General features: G+C 63.3%; 18 protein-coding genes. 3 read left to right on the top strand and 15 right to left on the bottom strand.

What is annotated here, in order from left to right:
* Window positions 1-113: 113 nt before the first annotated feature.
* The 3 genes from J5Y21_RS09080 to J5Y21_RS09070 are packed head-to-tail and all read right to left on the bottom strand — an operon-like array spanning window position 114 to window position 2,195.
* A complete protein-coding gene (locus J5Y21_RS09080) occupies window positions 114-512 on the bottom strand; it encodes a hypothetical protein (RefSeq protein ID WP_210574732.1) in 399 nt (132 codons plus the stop codon).
* Complete coding sequence (locus tag J5Y21_RS09075) at window positions 502-1,329, bottom strand: NUDIX hydrolase (RefSeq protein WP_349236982.1); 828 nt, start codon at window positions 1,327-1,329, stop codon at window positions 502-504. The genes J5Y21_RS09080 and J5Y21_RS09075 overlap by 11 nt, the downstream gene beginning before the upstream one ends.
* A gap of 14 nt (window positions 1,330-1,343) precedes the next feature.
* Entirely contained in the window at window positions 1,344-2,195 is an 852-nt protein-coding gene (locus tag J5Y21_RS09070; protein ID WP_210574730.1) for an ABC transporter ATP-binding protein, read from the bottom strand.
* Between the two features lie 131 nt (window positions 2,196-2,326).
* Here J5Y21_RS09070 and J5Y21_RS09065 point away from each other — a divergent pair, with 131 nt between their 5' ends.
* From J5Y21_RS09065 to J5Y21_RS09055, 3 genes are all read left to right on the top strand, one after another.
* The gene (locus J5Y21_RS09065) at window positions 2,327-4,354 is read left to right on the top strand and encodes a maltotransferase domain-containing protein (RefSeq protein ID WP_210574752.1); all 2,028 of its coding nucleotides are present in this window, start codon (window positions 2,327-2,329) and stop codon (window positions 4,352-4,354) included.
* A 46-nt stretch (window positions 4,355-4,400) separates the two neighbouring features.
* Window positions 4,401-6,617, top strand: a complete 2,217-nt coding sequence (glgB, locus tag J5Y21_RS09060; protein ID WP_210574728.1) for a 1,4-alpha-glucan branching protein GlgB — start codon at window positions 4,401-4,403, stop codon at window positions 6,615-6,617.
* A 152-nt stretch (window positions 6,618-6,769) separates the two neighbouring features.
* Entirely contained in the window at window positions 6,770-7,870 is a 1,101-nt protein-coding gene (locus J5Y21_RS09055) for an HNH endonuclease signature motif containing protein (RefSeq protein ID WP_210574726.1), read from the top strand.
* Here the strand turns inward: J5Y21_RS09055 and J5Y21_RS11720 are convergent.
* The 12 genes from J5Y21_RS11720 to J5Y21_RS09000 form a co-directional block, all read right to left on the bottom strand.
* A complete protein-coding gene (locus J5Y21_RS11720; protein WP_246875110.1) occupies window positions 7,867-8,142 on the bottom strand; it encodes a hypothetical protein in 276 nt (91 codons plus the stop codon). The genes J5Y21_RS09055 and J5Y21_RS11720 overlap by 4 nt on opposite strands.
* A 2-nt stretch (window positions 8,143-8,144) precedes the next feature.
* Window positions 8,145-8,837, bottom strand: coding sequence for an endonuclease NucS (nucS, locus tag J5Y21_RS09050; RefSeq protein WP_210574724.1), 693 nt, complete (start codon window positions 8,835-8,837; stop codon window positions 8,145-8,147).
* A gap of 53 nt (window positions 8,838-8,890) precedes the next feature.
* Complete coding sequence (locus J5Y21_RS09045) at window positions 8,891-9,358, bottom strand: DUF2550 domain-containing protein (RefSeq protein ID WP_210574722.1); 468 nt, start codon at window positions 9,356-9,358, stop codon at window positions 8,891-8,893.
* Window positions 9,359-9,473: 115 nt separating this feature from the next.
* Window positions 9,474-9,836, bottom strand: coding sequence for a F0F1 ATP synthase subunit epsilon (locus J5Y21_RS09040; RefSeq protein WP_210574721.1), 363 nt, complete (start codon window positions 9,834-9,836; stop codon window positions 9,474-9,476).
* A 9-nt stretch (window positions 9,837-9,845) separates the two neighbouring features.
* Window positions 9,846-11,396: a F0F1 ATP synthase subunit beta gene (gene atpD, locus J5Y21_RS09035; RefSeq protein ID WP_246875108.1), complete on the bottom strand. Its 1,551-nt coding sequence runs from the start codon at window positions 11,394-11,396 to the stop codon at window positions 9,846-9,848.
* A 3-nt stretch (window positions 11,397-11,399) separates the two neighbouring features.
* Window positions 11,400-12,374 carry a F0F1 ATP synthase subunit gamma gene (locus tag J5Y21_RS09030; protein ID WP_210574719.1) on the bottom strand — a complete coding sequence of 325 codons (975 nt, stop codon included), beginning with the start codon at window positions 12,372-12,374 and terminating at the stop codon, window positions 11,400-11,402.
* Window positions 12,375-12,453: 79 nt separating this feature from the next.
* The gene (atpA, locus tag J5Y21_RS09025) at window positions 12,454-14,133 is read right to left on the bottom strand and encodes a F0F1 ATP synthase subunit alpha (protein WP_210574717.1); all 1,680 of its coding nucleotides are present in this window, start codon (window positions 14,131-14,133) and stop codon (window positions 12,454-12,456) included.
* A gap of 9 nt (window positions 14,134-14,142) precedes the next feature.
* Window positions 14,143-14,976, bottom strand: a complete 834-nt coding sequence (locus tag J5Y21_RS09020) for a F0F1 ATP synthase subunit delta (protein WP_210574715.1) — start codon at window positions 14,974-14,976, stop codon at window positions 14,143-14,145.
* Window positions 14,977-14,984: 8 nt separating this feature from the next.
* The gene (locus tag J5Y21_RS09015; protein ID WP_210574713.1) at window positions 14,985-15,566 is read right to left on the bottom strand and encodes a F0F1 ATP synthase subunit B; all 582 of its coding nucleotides are present in this window, start codon (window positions 15,564-15,566) and stop codon (window positions 14,985-14,987) included.
* Between the two features lie 47 nt (window positions 15,567-15,613).
* Complete coding sequence (locus J5Y21_RS09010) at window positions 15,614-15,856, bottom strand: ATP synthase F0 subunit C (RefSeq protein WP_210574711.1); 243 nt, start codon at window positions 15,854-15,856, stop codon at window positions 15,614-15,616.
* Between the two features lie 100 nt (window positions 15,857-15,956).
* Complete coding sequence (gene atpB, locus J5Y21_RS09005) at window positions 15,957-16,754, bottom strand: F0F1 ATP synthase subunit A (RefSeq protein ID WP_210574704.1); 798 nt, start codon at window positions 16,752-16,754, stop codon at window positions 15,957-15,959.
* A 325-nt stretch (window positions 16,755-17,079) separates the two neighbouring features.
* Window positions 17,080-17,508: a hypothetical protein gene (locus tag J5Y21_RS09000; RefSeq protein WP_210574703.1), complete on the bottom strand. Its 429-nt coding sequence runs from the start codon at window positions 17,506-17,508 to the stop codon at window positions 17,080-17,082.
* Window positions 17,509-17,514: the final 6 nt, after the last annotated feature.

Raw genomic sequence — 17,514 nt, 5'->3', positions numbered from 1 at the left:
GCCTGCGGCCCCGGGGGGGGTCGCCCTCTCGGGCGAAAGAAGGGGGGGGTTCCATGAGGGCCCCCATTTTCTCCCCTCCGGGGAAGGGGCTCCGTCCTTTTTTTTAAACCACACTAAGGGGGGAAGTCCGTGCCGAGCCAGTCCATGCCCGCCGCAGTCACAGCGGGCGCCTCCGTGCCGATCGAGCACGTCACATCATGCACCAGCGATGCGCCCGCCGCTGCGATGCGCCCGGCGCGGACCTGCGACACCGCGAACGGGGTGGCCTGCTGGGCTGAATCGCTGTCGGCCATCCAGTCCGCGGCAGGTCCTGCAAGCTTGGGGGCGAGCGTTTGCCGTGCCTGGAGGAGCTCCATCACGGCGCGGGCTTGATCGTCGAAAAGCTTGGACAGCACAGTGCGGTCGGCGATCGCGGATTTCTTGGTCAGTGCCACCTCACCGGAGGCTGCGACGCGGGCGATGTCGTCGCGGTGTGCAGACAGAAAACGGATTTCTGCGGGGCTAAAGCTCAAATTTCTTTCCCATCCGGTTGACGGGCTGGCGGTCGAAAAGTTCAGAGTAGCGCTCGATCCCCACCGGATCACCGACGATGGCTTCGATCTCTAAGCCCTTCACATGCGACATGACCTCGGCGACAGAGTCGAATTCAGCCATGTCGTACACCTGCGCCCACGTGGAGGGGGCGAAGCGGACGAGACCTTGGCGCCAGCCGTCGATAAGCAAGCTCGGCGGGAACCAGTTCGCGTCGCTGGCCTCGCCGGTGGTGACGTCGGGCGCCTGGCCGTCGGGCAGCTCCGCGACGAACGAGAATGTGTCGAACCACTGGCCTTTCTCTGATTTGCCCACCCAGCGGCCGGACGGCTTGAGCAGGGTCGCGTCGACATCCAGCCCGGTTTCTTCCAGCAGTTCCGTGAGCGACAGCTCGTGGCTTTCCAGGCGTTTGCGCTCGCGGTGGAAGGGGCGGGCGTCGCTTAACAGGGCACCGGTGTCGTCGACAAGCAAAAGCGTGCCTGTTTCCTCGAAGAGCTCGCGCACGGCGGCGAACATGAGCGCGTGCGCCTGGCGCGGCTTGACGTCGAGCTGCTTCGCCAAATCCGACGCGGAACGGCCCGACCACAGCTCTTTCGCGTCCTCCCTCGTGGGTGGAAAATCGCGGATGTCCACGCCGCCGCCCGGGAAGACGGTCATCCCCGGGTAATTGCGCATCGTGAGCACGCGCTCCTGCATCCACACCTCGAGGCCGTGAGCACCATCGCGCACGAGGATCACGGTCGCCGCGAGGCGCCCGTAGTTGATCCCCAGCATGTCCTCTTCGTCGCGCGTGGGCACAGTTTCACCTCCGCTTATCGACGGTGCGCCCCACCCCGCCGCTCCCTCCGCGCGAAGAAGCGGTCGTCTTCCTTCGTGAGCTTGATCGGCTGGTGGTACGCCTTGGTCAAGTTCTCGCTGGTGAGGACGTCGTCGATGAGGCCTTGGGCGACGACATCGCCTTCGTCGAGCAGCAGCGCGTGGGTGAAGCCGAACGGGATCTCCTCAACGTGGTGCGTGATCATCACGATCGCCGGCGCATCCGGGTCGAGCGCGAGATCGCCCAAGTACGCGACGAGATCCTCGCGGCCGCCGAGGTCGAGTCCCGCGCCGGGCTCGTCCATGATGAGCAGCTCCGGGTTGACCATGATCGCGCGGGCAATGAGCACACGCTTCTTCTCGCCGTCCGACAACGTGCCCCAGCGGCGGCCCAGCAGGTGGAATCCGCCGACCTGGTCGAGCGCGTCGTGCACCTGCTCGTAGTCCTGCTCCTCGTATTCCTCGCGCCAGCGGCCCACGACCGCGTAGCCGCCGGAAAGCACCAAATCTTCGACGCGCTCGTCGACCGGCACGCGGGTAGCCAGCTCCGAGGTGGTCATGCCGATCACCGCGCGCAGATCGCGCATGTCGGTCTTGCCGATCTGCTCGCCCAGCACGAACGCCGTGCCAGCGGACGGGAATTCCTGCGCCGCCGCCATCCGGATCAACGATGTCTTGCCGGCGCCGTTCGGGCCGATCACGACCCACCGCTCATCCAGCTCCACCTGCCAGTCAATCGGCCCCACCAGCGTGTTCCCGCCGCGGCGGAACTCCACGCCGCGGAAATCCAGCAGCAAATCGGGGTTAGTCGGTTCAATTTCAGCAGTTCGGTCAGTCACGCTTTCCATTGTGACGCATTTTGCTTCACGACGGCCGACTGACATGGCCACTTCGCTACTCTGGGAGTCAGAAGGCGTGCCCGTGCACCCTTTAAGCCCCCTGCAACGTCAATTGGACGAGGTGAATCGACGTGAGCCCAGTGATCGGCCGACTTGGAATCGACGACGTCCGACCCCGCACCGCCGACGGCGCCCTGCCTACCAAGGCTGTCGTCGGCGAGGTCGTACCTATTTCCGCGCTGGTGTGGCGCGAGGGGCACGATGCGATCGCTGCCACTGTCGTCGTGACGGACCCGGAGGGGCACGAATACTCCGTGCCCATGACCCCGGAAGCCGACCGCCCCGATTACTGCCACGCCGTGATCACTCCTGACACGACCGGCCTGTGGACCTTCCGCGTCGAGGCTTGGTCCGACCCGATGGCCACCTGGCGCAACGCCGTGACCAAGAAGTCCGCGGCCGGCCAGTCCGCCGCCGAGATGGCCAACGACCTGTCCCACGGTGCCGAGCTGCTGCACCGCGCCGCTTCCGAGGCTGGTGCCCACGCCGCCGGCAGCAGCCAGTTGCTGAACGCCGCCGAGGCCCTCGAATCCGACGCCCCACTGCGCGAGCGCCTCGAACCGGCACTCGACCCGTCGGTCGCGGAGGTGCTCGCCGGACGCCCTGTCCGCGACCTCGTCACCGAAGGCCCGACCTGTCAGATCCTCGTGGAGCGCAAAAAGGCCCTGTTCAGCTCCTGGTACGAGCTCTTCCCGCGCTCCACCGGCGGCTGGGACGCCGACGCCCACCCCGTCCACGGCACGTTCGAAACCACCATGGACGCCCTGCCGCGCGTTGCCGCGATGGGCTTCGACACTGTCTACTTCCCGCCCATTCACCCCATTGGCGACAAGAACCGCAAGGGCCCCAACAACACCCTCGTCGCCGAAGAGGGAGACGTCGGCTCGCCGTGGGCCATCGGTTCGAAAGATGGCGGCCACGACGCGATCCACCCGGAGCTCGGCACCGAGAAGGACCTGAAGAAGCTGCTCGACCGCGCAAAGGAGCTCGGCCTCGAAGTCGCCCTCGACTTCGCCCTCCAGGCCGCGCCTGACCACCCGTGGGCGGTAAAACACCCGGAATTTTTCACCGTGCTCGCCGACGGCACCATCGCCTATGCCGAGAACCCGCCGAAGAAGTACCAGGACATCTACCCCATCAACTTCGACAACGACGCCGACGGGATCTACAAAGAGATCTACCGCGCGCTCATGGTGTGGGTGAAGCTGGGGATTACGACCTTCCGCGTGGACAATCCGCACACCAAGCCGGTGGACTTCTGGCACTGGATCATCAACAAGGTCCACAAGACGCACCCCGACGTGATCTTCCTCGCGGAAGCCTTCACCCGCCCGCCGCGCCTGCTCGGCTTGGCCAAGGCCGGGTTCTCGCAGTCCTACACCTACTTCCCGTGGAAGACGACGAAGAAGGAACTCACGGGCTTCACCGAGCAAGCCGTGCGGTTTGTCGACATCTCGCGCCCGTCGTTCTGGGTCAACACCCCGGATATCCTCCACGCGTTCATCCAGACGGGGAACCGCGCGGCTTTCGCGATCCGCGCCACGCTCGCGGCCACGCTCAGCCCGCTGTGGGGCATGTACTCCGGTTTCGAGCTCTACGAGCACGAGCCTGTCGCGCCCGGCAGCGAGGAATACCTCAACTCCGAGAAGTACGAGCTGCGTCCCCGCGACTTCCAAGCGGCCCTCGAGCGCGGCGATTCGCTGGAACCGTACATCACGCGGCTCAACACCATCCGCCGCGAGCACCCGGCGTTCCAGCAGCTGCGTAACCTGCACTTCCACGACGCGGACAACGACAACATCCTCGTCTTCTCCAAATTCGACGCCGCGACCGGCGACAGCGTCCTTACCGTGATCAACCTCGACCCGACATACACACAGGAGGCCACGGTCACGCTCAACATGGACGCCCTCGGACTTGCGCCCGGCGCGAGCTTCCCCGTCCACGACGAGATCTCCGGCGCCGACTACGAATGGACCATGCGCAATTACGTCCGCTTGAGCCCCGTCGACAACGTCGCGCACATCTTCCGCCTTCCGCTTATCGACGAACCCTCCCGCACCCGCCTCGCCTTCCGCCACATCCCCGACGAGGACTATCGCCCGTAAGATATTCCTTCGAACGGATATCGACCGACCATTTATAAGGAACACCATGACCTCCGGCTACGACGACACCCCCGCACAGCTGGAACCGGCGCACTACATCCCGGATGAGGACCGGCGCCGACTCCTCGAGTGCAAGCACCACGCGCCTCATGATTTCTATGGGTGGCACGCCACGTCGACAGGCTCTGTGATCCGCACGCGTCTGCTCGGCGCGACCCACGTGGAGGTGCTGATTCACAACCAGGGCAAGCCCATGACCCCGATCGGCGACGATATCTGGGTCCTGCCTCTCGACGACGACCTCGCACCGGACTACCGCATCCAGGTCTCCTACCCGGATGCCCCGCCCGTCATCATCGCGGACCCGTACCACTTCCTCCCCACCCTGAGCTCTTTCGACCTCCACCTCATCGGTGAGGGCCGCCACGAGCGCCTGTGGGAGGTCCTCGGTGCGAACCAGCACACCTACAACACCTCCATGGGCGAGGTGAAAGGCACGTCCTTCGCGGTGTGGGCACCGAATGCGCAGGGTGTCGCCGTCATTGGCGAGTTCTGCAACTGGAACCCGAACCAGTACCCGATGCGCACCCTCGGCTCGACCGGCATCTGGGAGATCTTCATCCCCGGCATCACACCTGGTACCGAGTACAAGTTCACGGTGCAGGGGGCGGATGGACGGGCCGTCGATAAGGCGGATCCGTTGGCGAAGCAAACCAAGACTCCCCCGGAAACCGTCTCCGTGGTCTCCGGTGCTGACGAGTACGCGTGGACCGACCACGAGTGGATGGCCGCACGCCCCGGCACCGACGCGACGAACGCTCCCATGAGCGTCTACGAGGTGCACATCGGCTCCTGGCGCGTCGGGTACGGCTACCGCGAACTCGCCCGCGAGCTCGTCCCCTACCTCGTCGAGCATGGCTACACGCACGTCGAATTCCTCCCCGTTGCCGAGCACCCCTTCGGCGGCTCCTGGGGCTACCAAGTCTCCGGCTACTACGCTCCCACCGCGCGGTGGGGGTCGCCGGAGGACTTCAAGTATCTCGTCGATACGCTCCACAACGCTGGCATCGGCGTGATCGTCGACTGGGTCCCCGCGCACTTCCCCAAAGATGAATGGGCACTGGCGCGTTTCGACGGCACCGCCCTCTACGAGCACCCCGACTGGCGCCGCGGCGAACAAAAAGACTGGGGCACCTACGTCTTCGACTTCGGCCGCAACGAGGTGCGCAACTTCCTCGTCGCCAACGCCTTGTACTGGTTCGAGGAGTACCACCTCGACGGCATCCGCGTCGACGCCGTCGCCTCCATGCTCTACCTCGACTACTCCCGCAACCCCGGCGAGTGGCTGCCGAACCAATTCGGTGGCCGCGAGAACCTCGACGCCGTCCAATTCCTCCAGGAAGTCAACGGCACCGTGCACCGCACCCACCCGGGCGTGCTCACCATCGCCGAGGAATCCACCGCGTGGCCGGGCGTGACCGCCCAGACCTCCGCCGACGGCCTCGGGTTCTCCCTGAAGTGGAACATGGGCTGGATGAACGACACCCTCGAATACTTCGCCCTCGACCCCATCCACCGCTCCTACCACCACCACGAGATCACGTTCTCCCTCGTGTACGCCTTCTCCGAGCGCTACGTCCTGCCGTTCAGCCACGACGAAGTCGTCCACGGCAAGGGGTCCCTGTGGGAGCGCATGCCCGGCGATGCCTGGAACAAGGCCGCCGGTGTGCGCAACCTGTACGCGTACATGTTCTCCCACCCCGGCAAGCAGCTCATGTTCATGGGCTGCGAATTCGGACAGACCACCGAGTGGGCTGAGGCCGGCTCCATCAACTGGGACGACCTCGAGGGCTGGGACAGCGAGTACCACCACGGCATCCGCACCCTCGTGCGCGATTTGAACCACCTGTACCGCGACACGCCCGCCCTTTACAGCCAGGACAACACCCCGATGGGCTTCCAGTGGATCAAGGGCGACGATTCGCAGCACAATATCCTCGCCTACATCCGCTGGGGCGCGGACGGAACGCCGGTACTCGCCGTCATCAACCTGTCCGGCGCGTCCCACCCCGATTACCGCCTGGGGCTGCCGCGCGCCGGCGAGTGGGAGCTGATCCTCAACACCGACGACGCGCGCTACAACGGCGCGGGCCAACCGCTTGCCGACGCCGTCTCCACCGACCCCCACCCCTGGGACTCCTTCGAGCAGTCCGCCTCGTTCCACCTGCCGGCGATGAGCGCGCAGTTCTACCGCCTCCGCTAGCCCCAGGTCTGCGCCCCACCAGACACGTGGGGCGCAGGGCCCGGCAGGTGTCACTCGGGCACCACAACGGCGTGAAAGGTTCCATGAAAATGCGCATTATAGTGCGCATTTAGCGCTTTACTCGGCCCTGGCGGGCCGCTAGCGTTCGAGGTATGAACCTATTTAGAACACTGATCCAGACAATGTCGGGGGCGGCGATAGACGTCCTCGCGGACTTCGATAAGCAATTAGCGCTCGACGCGGGAATGGACCCGAACCGCGTCAGAGAGTGGGAAGGACTGCACGCGGTCTACTTCGGGAAAACGTCGTCACGCCAAAAACAACGCATCGCGCGCGAAAAAGCACAGCGGAAGGGTTTCTCGCTCGACCAGCTCGTGCTCATCGAGCGGCGCATCAAGAAGGTCGCGTCGAACCGCACGCGTACCAAGTTACGCCTCATGCTTCTCGACGCGACTGGCAACTACAAGGCTCTCGCCCGCCTCGCCAGGAAGATCGTCCCCGGCACAGAAAAGCCCCCGCGCAAACAGGTCACGTTCACCCGATCCAAGGCAGGCTGCCGCACCATGACGGTCACCGCCAGCGATCGTGACATGTCGGACCTCGAACACGCGCTCATGACCGGCGTGGACACCTCCACACCCGTCGCCCCACAGATGCTCGAGAATTTCCTGCGGCTCATGCGCGGCTATCACGCGGAAGGTAGTCCGCCGGAAACAAGCGCGCACGGAGTCCCGTACGCCGTCCCGCGTCCGCTGCTGCTCATCCCGCTGCCTGACTGGGTGAAAATCCACCAAGGCACGGGCGACGAGACGATATTGCAGCTCACGGACGGCACGTCGATGACCGGCGCGGAATTCCTCAACCAGCATTACGCGACAGCGGAGAACCACCTCGAGGCGGCCACGTTCCACCCGGAGGAAGGGGCGGTGAACCTGTACCGCGGGCGTCGATTAGCGAATGAGAAACAGCGCGTTCTCGCGCGCGCAACGAGTCCCGTGTGCCCCGTGCCCGACTGCCGTCACAGCGCCGACGCGTGCGAAATTCACCACATCACCGCGTGGAAGCACGGCGGCGAGACCAACATCGCGAACCTCGCGCCGCTGTGCCGCTACCACAACCGCGTCAACGACGACGACCCGGGACGCAACAAACGCGGACGCATCGTGAACGTCGCGGGCACGCCCACCTGGCGCTCGCCGCGCGGCCGCATCGTGCCCAACACGCACGGCGCGATGCACACGCTTTTCGCTTAACGACGCTCCCAGCAGTGCCTATGCCAGTGCCTCCGATCGTCGCCCCTGCCGCCGGTGTCCCGCGGCCACGCCACGATATGTGACACCCCAGGCGGAATGTTCTGGTTGCACCGCGGACACACGTAGTACTTCTGCGCCGAGGCCGACCCCATGTGACGGACTAAATAGATGTCCCCGTGCGGGCCGACCTCCTCGCGCGTGCCGTAATACGACCCGCCGTCGCGCGGCAAAGGACGCGTTTTCGGCGCGTATCGACGATTCCTCCGCGGCATCTCTAAAACAACCGCAACTCGTTGCTCTCAATGCCGCGCAACTCATCGTAATCGAGGGTGACACACCTGATTCCGCGGTCTTCAGCGAGCGTTTTTGCCTGCGGCTTGATCTCCTGGGCAGCGAATACGCCTTTGACATCGCCGAGCAGTGAATCGCGGCTGAGCATTTCCACGTAACGCGTGAGCTGCTCCACGCCGTCGATATTGCCGCGGCGTTTCACCTCGACTGCGATCGCCGTGCCGTTAGGGTCTTTCGCCATGATATCTACCGGGCCCAGCGGCGTCGGGTATTCGCGGCGCACGAGCGTGTACCCCTCGCCTAGCACCGTGATGTGCTCCGCCAAGAGCTCCTGCAGATGGGATTCCACGCCGTCCTTGATCAACCCCGGGTCGACGCCGAGGTCGTAGGTGACATCCGAATGGATCTCCTCAACGGTCACGCGCAGCTGCTCACCCTTCGGGTTCTCCACGACCCACAGCTGCGCACCGGTCTCGTCCCCGTCGACGTCTACGATCGGTTCTTCCACGATCGTACACGGAGGGGTCATCCAGTTCAGCGGCTTATAGGCTCGGTCATCCGCATGCACCGACAACGAGCCGTCTGCCTTGACCATGATCAGACGGTCCGCGATAGGCAAATGCGCATCCAAGCGGCCGACATAGTCCACCGAACAACGGGCGATAACAAGACGCATAGTCCCCTACCCTAGCGCCGACGACGCGCCGCGCATCCCACGGCCCCCTTCGGCTAGAGATTGCCCAGGCTCGACCTGAACGCGCGATTGTGGAGCCTATTCATGTCCGTGCGCACCTGCCGCCTGTCCGGGGCAGACTCCACCCACGACACCAACGCCATGCCCGCATGGCGGTCCGTCGCGAACTCAAATTTCTCGCTCGCCGAAGAAAACAAAACGACCACCTCGACCCCTGGCATGAAATGCCGTTCGGTCTCAGTGGCCTGTCTATTGCCGTCAATCGAGAGCATGGAACGATTCAGCTCCATATCCGCCGAGAAAGACAGCGAGCGCAGCTTGAAAAAGCGCATCGTTTCGCCGGTATATACAGCAATACCGTGGCGCCACCCATGCGTGCCCGTCGCTGGGAGCTTGCGCAGCAACGCCGGTGTGCCGTTATTCCGAACCGTCAGGAACCTCCACAGCGCGCCGGCAAGCAGCACCACTACTACTGCGCCGAAGAGGAACCCGAGAAGCTTCATAAGGGTCCAGTTTAATGACAAGACCCATCATCTCTGAACCGTCGAAAGTTGTACCCCCGAGAAAAGAAATCGCCCGGACCAAGCCAGTAGGCTCAGTCCGGGCGGAAAGGGAGAACTAGGCGTTGCCGCTACGTCGCAAAGCTGCTTGCTCTGCGTCGTGACGAGCCTTCGACGTCGGATCCTCCTCGTCGAACGCACCGTTGGCATCGACCTCATCGGCGAAGATCGCGTAGTCCGCCAAAATGGTGACCTTATTGCCAGTCACCGAGACGAACCCACCCTGGACGGCCGCAACAACCTTGTCGCCGTCGACCGGGGTGATGGTCACGACACCGTTTTCCTTGAGCTGGCCCAAGAACGGCTCGTGGCCGGGCAGCACGCCGATCTCACCTTCGGAGGTCTGGGCGGTGACAACCTTCGCCTCGCCAGACCACAACATGCGCTCAACCGAAACGAGGTGCGCGGTGATTTCAGCCATGAGCTACTCCTACTTCTCTTGCAGCTTCTTGTACGCAGCCTCGACGTCTTCCAGACCGCCGAGGTTGTTGAAGGCCTGCTCCGGGTAGTGGTCGAACTCGCCGGACGCGAGACGGTCGAACGCGTCGATCGTCTCCTCGAGCGGCACGTAGGAACCCTCGTCGCCGGTGAACTTCTTCGCGACGAAGAAGTTCTGGCCCAGGAAGCGCTGGATCTTACGAGCGCGCATAACGGTGATCTTGTCTTCCTCGGACAGCTCGTCCATACCGAGGATGGCGATGATGTCCTGCAGCTCCTTGTTCTTCTGCAGGATGTTGATCACCTTCTGAGCGACCGCGTAGTGGCGCTCGCCGACGATGCCCGGCTCCAGGATGCGGGAGGTCGAGGTCAGCGGATCCACAGCCGGGTAAATACCCTTCGAGGCGATGGAACGGGAGAGCTCGGTCGTCGCATCCAGGTGAGCGAAGGTCGTCGCCGGGGCCGGGTCGGTGTAGTCGTCAGCCGGCACGTAAACGGCCTGCAGAGACGTAATCGAACGGCCCTTGGTCGAGGTAATGCGCTCCTGGAGAACACCCATCTCGTCAGCCAGGGTCGGCTGGTAACCCACAGCAGACGGCATACGGCCGAGCAGCGTGGACACCTCAGAACCTGCCTGGGTGAAACGGAAGATGTTGTCGATGAACAGCAGCACGTCCTGGTTCTGAACATCGCGGAAGTACTCAGCCATGGTCAGGCCGGACAGGGCCACGCGCATACGGACCCCGGGCGGCTCGTCCATCTGGCCGAAGACAAGGGCGGTGTCCTGAAGGACGCCCATGTCTTCCATCTCGAGGAAGAGGTCCGTACCCTCACGCGTACGCTCGCCGACGCCGGCGAAGACCGACGTACCGGAGAACTCGCGTGCAATACGGGTAATCATCTCCTGGATGAGAACGGTCTTGCCCACACCAGCGCCGCCGAACAGGCCGATCTTGCCGCCCTTGACGTACGGGGTGAGGAGGTCGATGACCTTAATACCGGTCTCGAGAATCTCGGTCTTGCCCTCGAGGTCCTTGAATGCCGGGGGCTCACGGTGGATGCCCCAGCGCTCGCCGTCCTGGCCGACCGACGGGTCGTCCAGGCAGTCGCCCAGAGCGTTGAAGACGTGGCCCTTGACCTGGTCGCCGACCGGAACCGAAATCGGGTTGCCGGAGTCGACGACCTTGGCGCCGCGGACGAGGCCGTCGGTCGGAGCCATGGCGATGGTACGGACGAGGCCGTCGCTCAGGAACTGAGCGACCTCGAGAGTAATGGTCTTAGCCACTGCCTCGAGCTCGATGTTGGTTTGCAGAGCGTTGTAGAGCTCCGGCAGCTCGCCGCGCGGGAACTCCACGTCGACGACGGCGCCGATGACGCGCACGACGCGGCCGTTCTCGGAGCCCTGCGGGTTCTGCGTGCTCTCAGCGCTACGAGCCTGGTTGGCATTATCAGCGGCGTTCTCGACGGCACCGGAGGCTGCGACGTTGTCCTCAGCCCCGGTCGGCTCGTCGTTACGCCCATCAAAAGATTGAGCTGTAGTCATGTTCTAGTCACTTTCTCCGCTACCGGACAACGCGCCAGCGCCGCCGATAATCTCGGTGATTTCCTGGGTAATCTTCGCCTGACGGAGCTGGTTCGCTTCACGCGAAAGCTCGCCGGCAAGTTCGGTTGCGTTGTCGGTCGCGTTCTTCATCGCGGTGCGTCGAGACGCGGACTCCGCTGCCGACGCCTCCAGGAAGATCGAGTAGAGCGACCTGGAAACGTACGCGGGAAGCAGCTGCTCCATGAGCGTTTCTGCATCCGGCTCGAAATCCATGTCCGGCAACACGGCACCGGACGTGCTCAACAGATCTTCCTGCTCGAACTCGACGTCATGGAAGACGGGCTCGATCGGAAGCAGCTGGTGAACAGTAGCTTCTTGCGACAGCATCGACACGAACTTCGTGTACACAACGTGCACCTGGTCGAAGCCACGGACAGCCTGCCCCTCGGTGCTGCGCAGGCCGTTACGCCACTTCGCCTCACCCTCGGAGCTAGCTTCGAAGCCCTGGATCATGTGCTGGCGGACGTCATGGGTGGACTCCCACGACGGATCCTGGGACCAACCAGTCCACTCTCCCGCAATCTCCTGATCACGGAAATCGTAGTGGCTGACGCCCTTGCCGCCGGTGATAAAGCGGACCACGTCGTAGCCGTTGTCCCGGAGCATACGCTCCAGTTCGCCAGCCTTCTTGAGCACGTTGTGGTTGTAGCCACCGGCCATGCCGCGGTCGGATGTGACCACGAGCATCGCCGCCACCTTGCCGTTTTCGCGTTCACGAAGCATCGGGTGATCCAGGTTGGTCGCAGAGACCAGGCGCTCCATCATGTCCTGCATCTCGTTGGCGTACGGCTGTGCCGCCTCAACGCGCTGCTGGGCTTTGGTGATGCGCGAGGTCGCGATCAGCTCCTGGGCCTTGGTGATCTTCTTCGTGGAATTGACTGACCTGATGCGGTCACGCAGTTCGCGAAGTGTAGCCATGGTGTGTGCTCCTCCTTTCTCTTAAGTCGTAGTGAGTCGTATTCGCTCGTCTAGTTCGTCTAGCTTGCTCTGGACTGAACTAGTCGCGCTTCTGCGACTTACGAGAAACGTTGATCTGGTGCTTCGACACATCCGACTCGTCGAGGGGCTTTGCCTCCGGCTCGCGGACGACGTGCTCCTCATTGGTCGGCTGGAAGGTGCGGGCGAAACGATCGTTGACCGACTTGAGAGTCTCCTTGGACTCGTCGGACAGCGCGGTGCCGCCTTCAACCTGCTCGTAGACCTCCGGAGCCTCAGCACGGACCGTCTCGTGCAGCTCTGCCTCGTAACGGCGGACATCTTCGACGGGAACGGAGTCGAAAGCGCCCTCGTTGGCGAGGAAGATCGAGATGATCTGGTACTCGACCGGCTGCGGCGAGTTCTCGGACTGCTTCAGCAGCTCGACGAGGCGCTGGCCGCGCTCGAGCTGACGCTTGGAAGCGTCGTCGAGGTCGGACGCGAATGCTGCGAAGGACTCGAGGTCGCGGTAGGCGGCCAGGTCCAGACGCAGGTTACCGGCGACCTTCTTCATGCCCTTGGTCTGCGCTGCGCCACCGACACGGGACACGGAGATACCCACGTCGATAGCCGGGCGGACGCCCTGGTTGAACAGGTCGGACTGGAGGAAGCACTGACCATCGGTAATCGAGATGACGTTCGTCGGAATGAAGGCGCCCACGTCGTTCGCCTTCGTCTCGATGATCGGGAGAGCGGTCAGGGAGCCGGCGCCGAGCTCGTCGTTAAGCTTGGCTGCGCGCTCGAGCAGACGGGAGTGCAGGTAGAACACGTCACCCGGGTATGCCTCGCGGCCCGGCGGGCGACGAAGCAGCAGCGAGATCGCACGGTACGCCTCGGCCTGCTTGGTCAGATCATCGTAGATGACCAGGACGTGGTTGCCCTGGTACATCCAGTGCTGGCCCAGCGCAGCGCCGGCAAACGGTGCCAGCCACTTGAAGCCCGCGGAATCGGACGCCGGAGCAGCCACGATCGTGGTGTACTCCAGAGCGCCATTCTCCTCGAGGGTGCGGCGCACACCTGCGATGGTCGAGCCCTTCTGGCCGATGGCGACGTAGATGCAGCGGACCTGCTTCGTCTTGTCGCCGGTCTCCCAGTAGGCCTTCTGGTTGAGGATGGTGTCGATGCAGACCGCGGTCTTACCGGTCTTGCGGTCGCCGATGATCAGCTGACGCTGGCCACGGCCGATCGGGGTCATGGCGTCAATCGCCTTGATGCCCGTCTGCATCGGCTCCTCGACCGGCTGACGGTCGAGCACACTCGCGGCCTGAAGCTCGAGCACACGCTCTTCTTCGGCCTCGATCGGGCCAAGACCGTCGATCGGCTGGCCCAGGGGGTTGATTACGCGGCCGAGGAATTCCTCTCCGACCGGGATGGACAGGACCTCGCCGGTCCGTACAACTTTGTCGCCCTCAGTGAGGGTCTCGAAATTACCCAGCACCACAACACCGATCGTGTCGGTGTCGAGGTTCTGTGCGACGCCGATGACGCCGTTCGGGAACTCAAGCAGCTCGTTGGTCATGCAGCCCGGCAGCCCGGAAACCTGGGCAATGCCATCTGCAGCCGACGTCACCACGCCGACCTCCTCACGGGAGGCCTCCGCGGAGTAGCTCGAGGTGTAGTTCGCTATCGCGCTACGGATCTCATCGGAGGAGATCGTCAGCTCCGCCATGTTCTTCCTGCTCTCGGTAGATTGTTCCAGCATTTTTCGTCATTAGTAAGCCGTGTTGGCTGCCATGTCGGCACGCAGGCGCTGCAGTTTGCCGCGCGTGGAGCCGTCGATAAGCTCGTCGCCAACGCGGATGGTCACACCGCCGAGGAGGCTGGGGTCAACCTCGGAGTGGATGGCCATCTCGCGGCCGTAAATCTTGCCTAGCTTGTCTGCCAGTGCGTCACGCTGCGCATCAGTCAGCTCTGTCGCGGATGCGACCTCCGCAACCGTCTTGCCCGTCAACTCGGCGGACTCGCGGGAAACTGCGGCGATGTCGTCAACCGGGTTGTGCTCGGGGCGACCAATCACCTGCAGCGCAAGCGCCTCGGTGTACATGGTCACCTTGCCGTACAGGACGCTCGCCAGAAGCTGGCGCTTCTGGTCTGCGGTTGCGCGGCGGTCGGACAGCAGCTGGGTCAGCTCGCCCTCGCGCTCAAGAAGACGGGACAGTGCGAAGAGCTCGTTTTCAACGTGCTCGAGCTTGCCCTCGTTCTCGGCGCCACGGAGGAGCGCCCGGCGACCCAGGTGCACGAGTCCCTCGCGGAACTCGCGCGGGGTCGACCAGTCCTGCTCAGCGGCCTCCTTCAAAACGGTCAGGGTGGCATCCCCCACCTTGCCGTTGAAGACGTCGCTGATCATGCCCGAGCGCTGCTCCGGCTTCAGGGAGGTGTCTGCCACTGCGACACGCAGGGGGCGGTGGTTTTCGAGCTGGTCCACAACGAGGAACAGTTCGGTGCCCACCTGCGCTGCGGTGGAGACGGTGTCGCCAGCGTTGCGCAGAAATGCGTCCAGTTTCTCGGCAACCCGAGTCTGTGCTTCGCGGCTAGCTGCTTTCATGGACTACCTCACTTCCGCGTCGCCGAGCGGGCGGAGACGGTATCCAGCTGGCTCAGGAAGGAATCGATGGTGTTGGAGCGTCGGGTGTTGTCCGACAGTTCCTCACCAAGCAGTTCCTCTGCCAACGTGATGGAGTTCTGGCCCAGGTCGTTGCGAAGTTCAGCGATGACCTGCTCGCGGGAGGCCTGGAGCTGCTTCTCGCCGTTTGCGACGATGCGGCGGGACTCTGCCTCTGCGTTGGCGCGGGCTTCTGCCTCGATCTCCTTGCCCTTCTGGCGGGCGGCTTCGCGGATTTCGGCGGCTTCGGCGCGTGCCTCAGCGAGCTGTGCGTTGTTCTTCTCCAGAGCAGCCTTGGCCTGCGCCTGAGCGGACTCGGCGCGCTCAATGCCGCCCTTGATCTTGTCTTCGCGCTCTGCGAGGACTTCCTGGAACTTCGGAAGCACGAACTTCCAGAAGAGAAGGAAGACGATGAGGAAGACAACGAGGGACCAGACGAGGTCGTAGTTCTTGGGCAGGAGGATGGAGTTTCCGCCCTCGAGCGGAAAGTCCTCGGCCCCCTCGGCCGCAAGTAGGTAGATGACGTTCGTCATTGGTTGCTCCTGTACTAAAAGGTTTACGAGTTAATGTGCGTGTTCTTTTAGAACAGGAAGCCGGCGACGAAGCCGATCAGGGCGAGCGCCTCGACGAAGGCGATACCCAGGAACATCGTGGTGCGCAGCTGGCCAGCCATCTCCGGCTGACGTGCCATGCCCTCGACGGTCTTGCCGACGAGAATGCCGATGCCCAGGCCCGGGCCGATGGTGGCGATGCCGTAGCCGATGGCGCCGAGACCGGTGTACTTGGTGGCGTCTGCTGCCTGCGCGAGGATGATGTCGTTCATGGAAAGTCGTTCCCTTTCTTGGTGCCCGTGCCGTCTGCGGCCCGGGCTTTGACGTTGTGAGTGGGGTTATTCAGTTGACCGTGTGTCAGTTCGCGCCTGACTAGTGCGAATCTGCGTGCAGCGCCAGTTCGATGTACACCGCGACCAGAAGGGCGAAGATGTACGCCTGCAGGAAGATGACAATCAACTCGAACAGGGTGAACAGGACCGCTGCGACCAGTGTGAGGCCACCCATTGCCGTCCAGCCGTTGAGCTGCCAGAAGAAGAAGTTCGTGGCGGAGTACAGCATGACGAGAATGATGTGGCCGGCCAGGAAGTTCGCCATGAGACGAAGAGCCAGGGTGACCGGACGCAGAATGAATGTCGAGAAGAACTCGATCGGCACCACCAGGAGGTGGAGCACGGGTGGCAAGTTGGGGATCACGAGCGAGTGCTTCACGTATTTGCCGAATCCGTAGCGCGATGCGCCTGCGTAGATCATGGTGAAGTATCCCACCAGCGCGAGCACGATCGGTAGACCGATTCGCGAGCTCGGCGAGATGTTCAACCCCGGAATGATCGTGGCAACGTTCATGAAGAGGACCGTGAAGAAGATGGTCGCGATTACCGGAAGGAATCGGCGGCCTTCTTTCTTGCCCAAGATGTCTTCGGCGATGTGCAGACGGACGAAGTCCACTGCGAGCTCACCGAAGTTCTGCAGACCTTTGGGAACCAGCTGGGGTTTCCGGAAGGCCAGCAGGAAAAGGATGATCAGGACGGCCGCCATGAACAGGCGGACGATCATGATGCGATCCAGCGCGAACCAACCACCGAGGAAGTCTTCCCCGATGATGTGGCCGTAGTATTGCCCCGGGAAAAATTCTGGGTCCAATTCGGGTGCGTGGAAGCTGCCCCTCATGGCCAAAGTTGTAACGCTCAGCGTTCTCTCCCGTTCTCGGGCCGCACTCTTTGGAAGTGCGGTGCGATGGACGTCTTCATTTCTGCTTTCCGCGGCGGATTCCGTCGCACATCAGCTACCGCGGTGCAGGGGACTTTTAGAGGTGATTACCCCATTAAGGCGTAGCTCTCCTCTTCTAACCCGCGATTAGCCTATCAGCAGATGGGGCGAATCGGGCACGTTGGGGGGAGGTTGTTGCGGGGGTTTATTCAGGCTGGGCGTATGAGCAGGTGTGGGCACCATTCAGGTTGCTGTTAGCTGAGTCACAGGGGCAGCGTAGGTCCTGCTACCCGACGTACATAGCCCGAGTCGTCATGATTCCCCACACTTCAGAGGCAAGGACGACAACGAGAGCCGCAATGGTGGTCACCCCGAATGCGGCGGTGTCGTAGAAGTCCATCGTGCGCAGCCACATCATCAGTCCGATCAGGACTAAAAGCTTGACTAGCCAGCTTCCAAGGACGACAGCCATGGTCATAGACGGCGTGGTGTTCGCGGTCGCGAGGACGGAGATGACGGTCAGGAGGACGAAGCCGCCGCCGACGGCTGCGCCGAGGATCACTCCCCAGATGCCGGGCAGGTCACGTGCTGCACCCCAGGCCGCGAGAGAGACGAGGGTGAGAACGATCAGAGCCCCAGTGCCCAATTTCAGTGCACGCTTGAGCGGAGCTTGGGGGTCTTCGTACTCGGGGACGTCTTTAGCTTCTGTATTCACAGATGC

Origin of the sequence: Corynebacterium sp. Marseille-P3884, assembly GCF_017942225.1 — a bacterium.
Classification (GTDB): domain Bacteria; phylum Actinomycetota; class Actinomycetes; order Mycobacteriales; family Mycobacteriaceae; genus Corynebacterium.
The sequence above is the reverse complement of the archived record's forward strand: the minus strand, read 5'-3'. Positions and strand labels throughout refer to the sequence as shown.

Coding starts and splice junctions, on each gene's coding strand:
- J5Y21_RS09030 (WP_210574719.1), bottom strand. CDS start 12,374: ATGGCTACACTTCGCGAACTGCGTGACCGCATCAGGTCAGTCAATTCC.
- J5Y21_RS09045 (WP_210574722.1), bottom strand. CDS start 9,358: ATGAAGCTTCTCGGGTTCCTCTTCGGCGCAGTAGTAGTGGTGCTGCTT.
- J5Y21_RS09015 (WP_210574713.1), bottom strand. CDS start 15,566: ATGACGAACGTCATCTACCTACTTGCGGCCGAGGGGGCCGAGGACTTT.
- J5Y21_RS11720 (WP_246875110.1), bottom strand. CDS start 8,142: ATGCCGCGGAGGAATCGTCGATACGCGCCGAAAACGCGTCCTTTGCCG.
- J5Y21_RS09055 (WP_210574726.1), top strand. CDS start 6,770: ATGAACCTATTTAGAACACTGATCCAGACAATGTCGGGGGCGGCGATA.
- glgB (WP_210574728.1), top strand. CDS start 4,401: ATGACCTCCGGCTACGACGACACCCCCGCACAGCTGGAACCGGCGCAC.
- atpA (WP_210574717.1), bottom strand. CDS start 14,133: ATGCTGGAACAATCTACCGAGAGCAGGAAGAACATGGCGGAGCTGACG.
- J5Y21_RS09010 (WP_210574711.1), bottom strand. CDS start 15,856: ATGAACGACATCATCCTCGCGCAGGCAGCAGACGCCACCAAGTACACC.
- J5Y21_RS09040 (WP_210574721.1), bottom strand. CDS start 9,836: ATGGCTGAAATCACCGCGCACCTCGTTTCGGTTGAGCGCATGTTGTGG.
- J5Y21_RS09020 (WP_210574715.1), bottom strand. CDS start 14,976: ATGAAAGCAGCTAGCCGCGAAGCACAGACTCGGGTTGCCGAGAAACTG.
- atpD (WP_246875108.1), bottom strand. CDS start 11,396: ATGACTACAGCTCAATCTTTTGATGGGCGTAACGACGAGCCGACCGGG.
- J5Y21_RS09070 (WP_210574730.1), bottom strand. CDS start 2,195: ATGGAAAGCGTGACTGACCGAACTGCTGAAATTGAACCGACTAACCCC.
- nucS (WP_210574724.1), bottom strand. CDS start 8,837: ATGCGTCTTGTTATCGCCCGTTGTTCGGTGGACTATGTCGGCCGCTTG.
- atpB (WP_210574704.1), bottom strand. CDS start 16,754: ATGAGGGGCAGCTTCCACGCACCCGAATTGGACCCAGAATTTTTCCCG.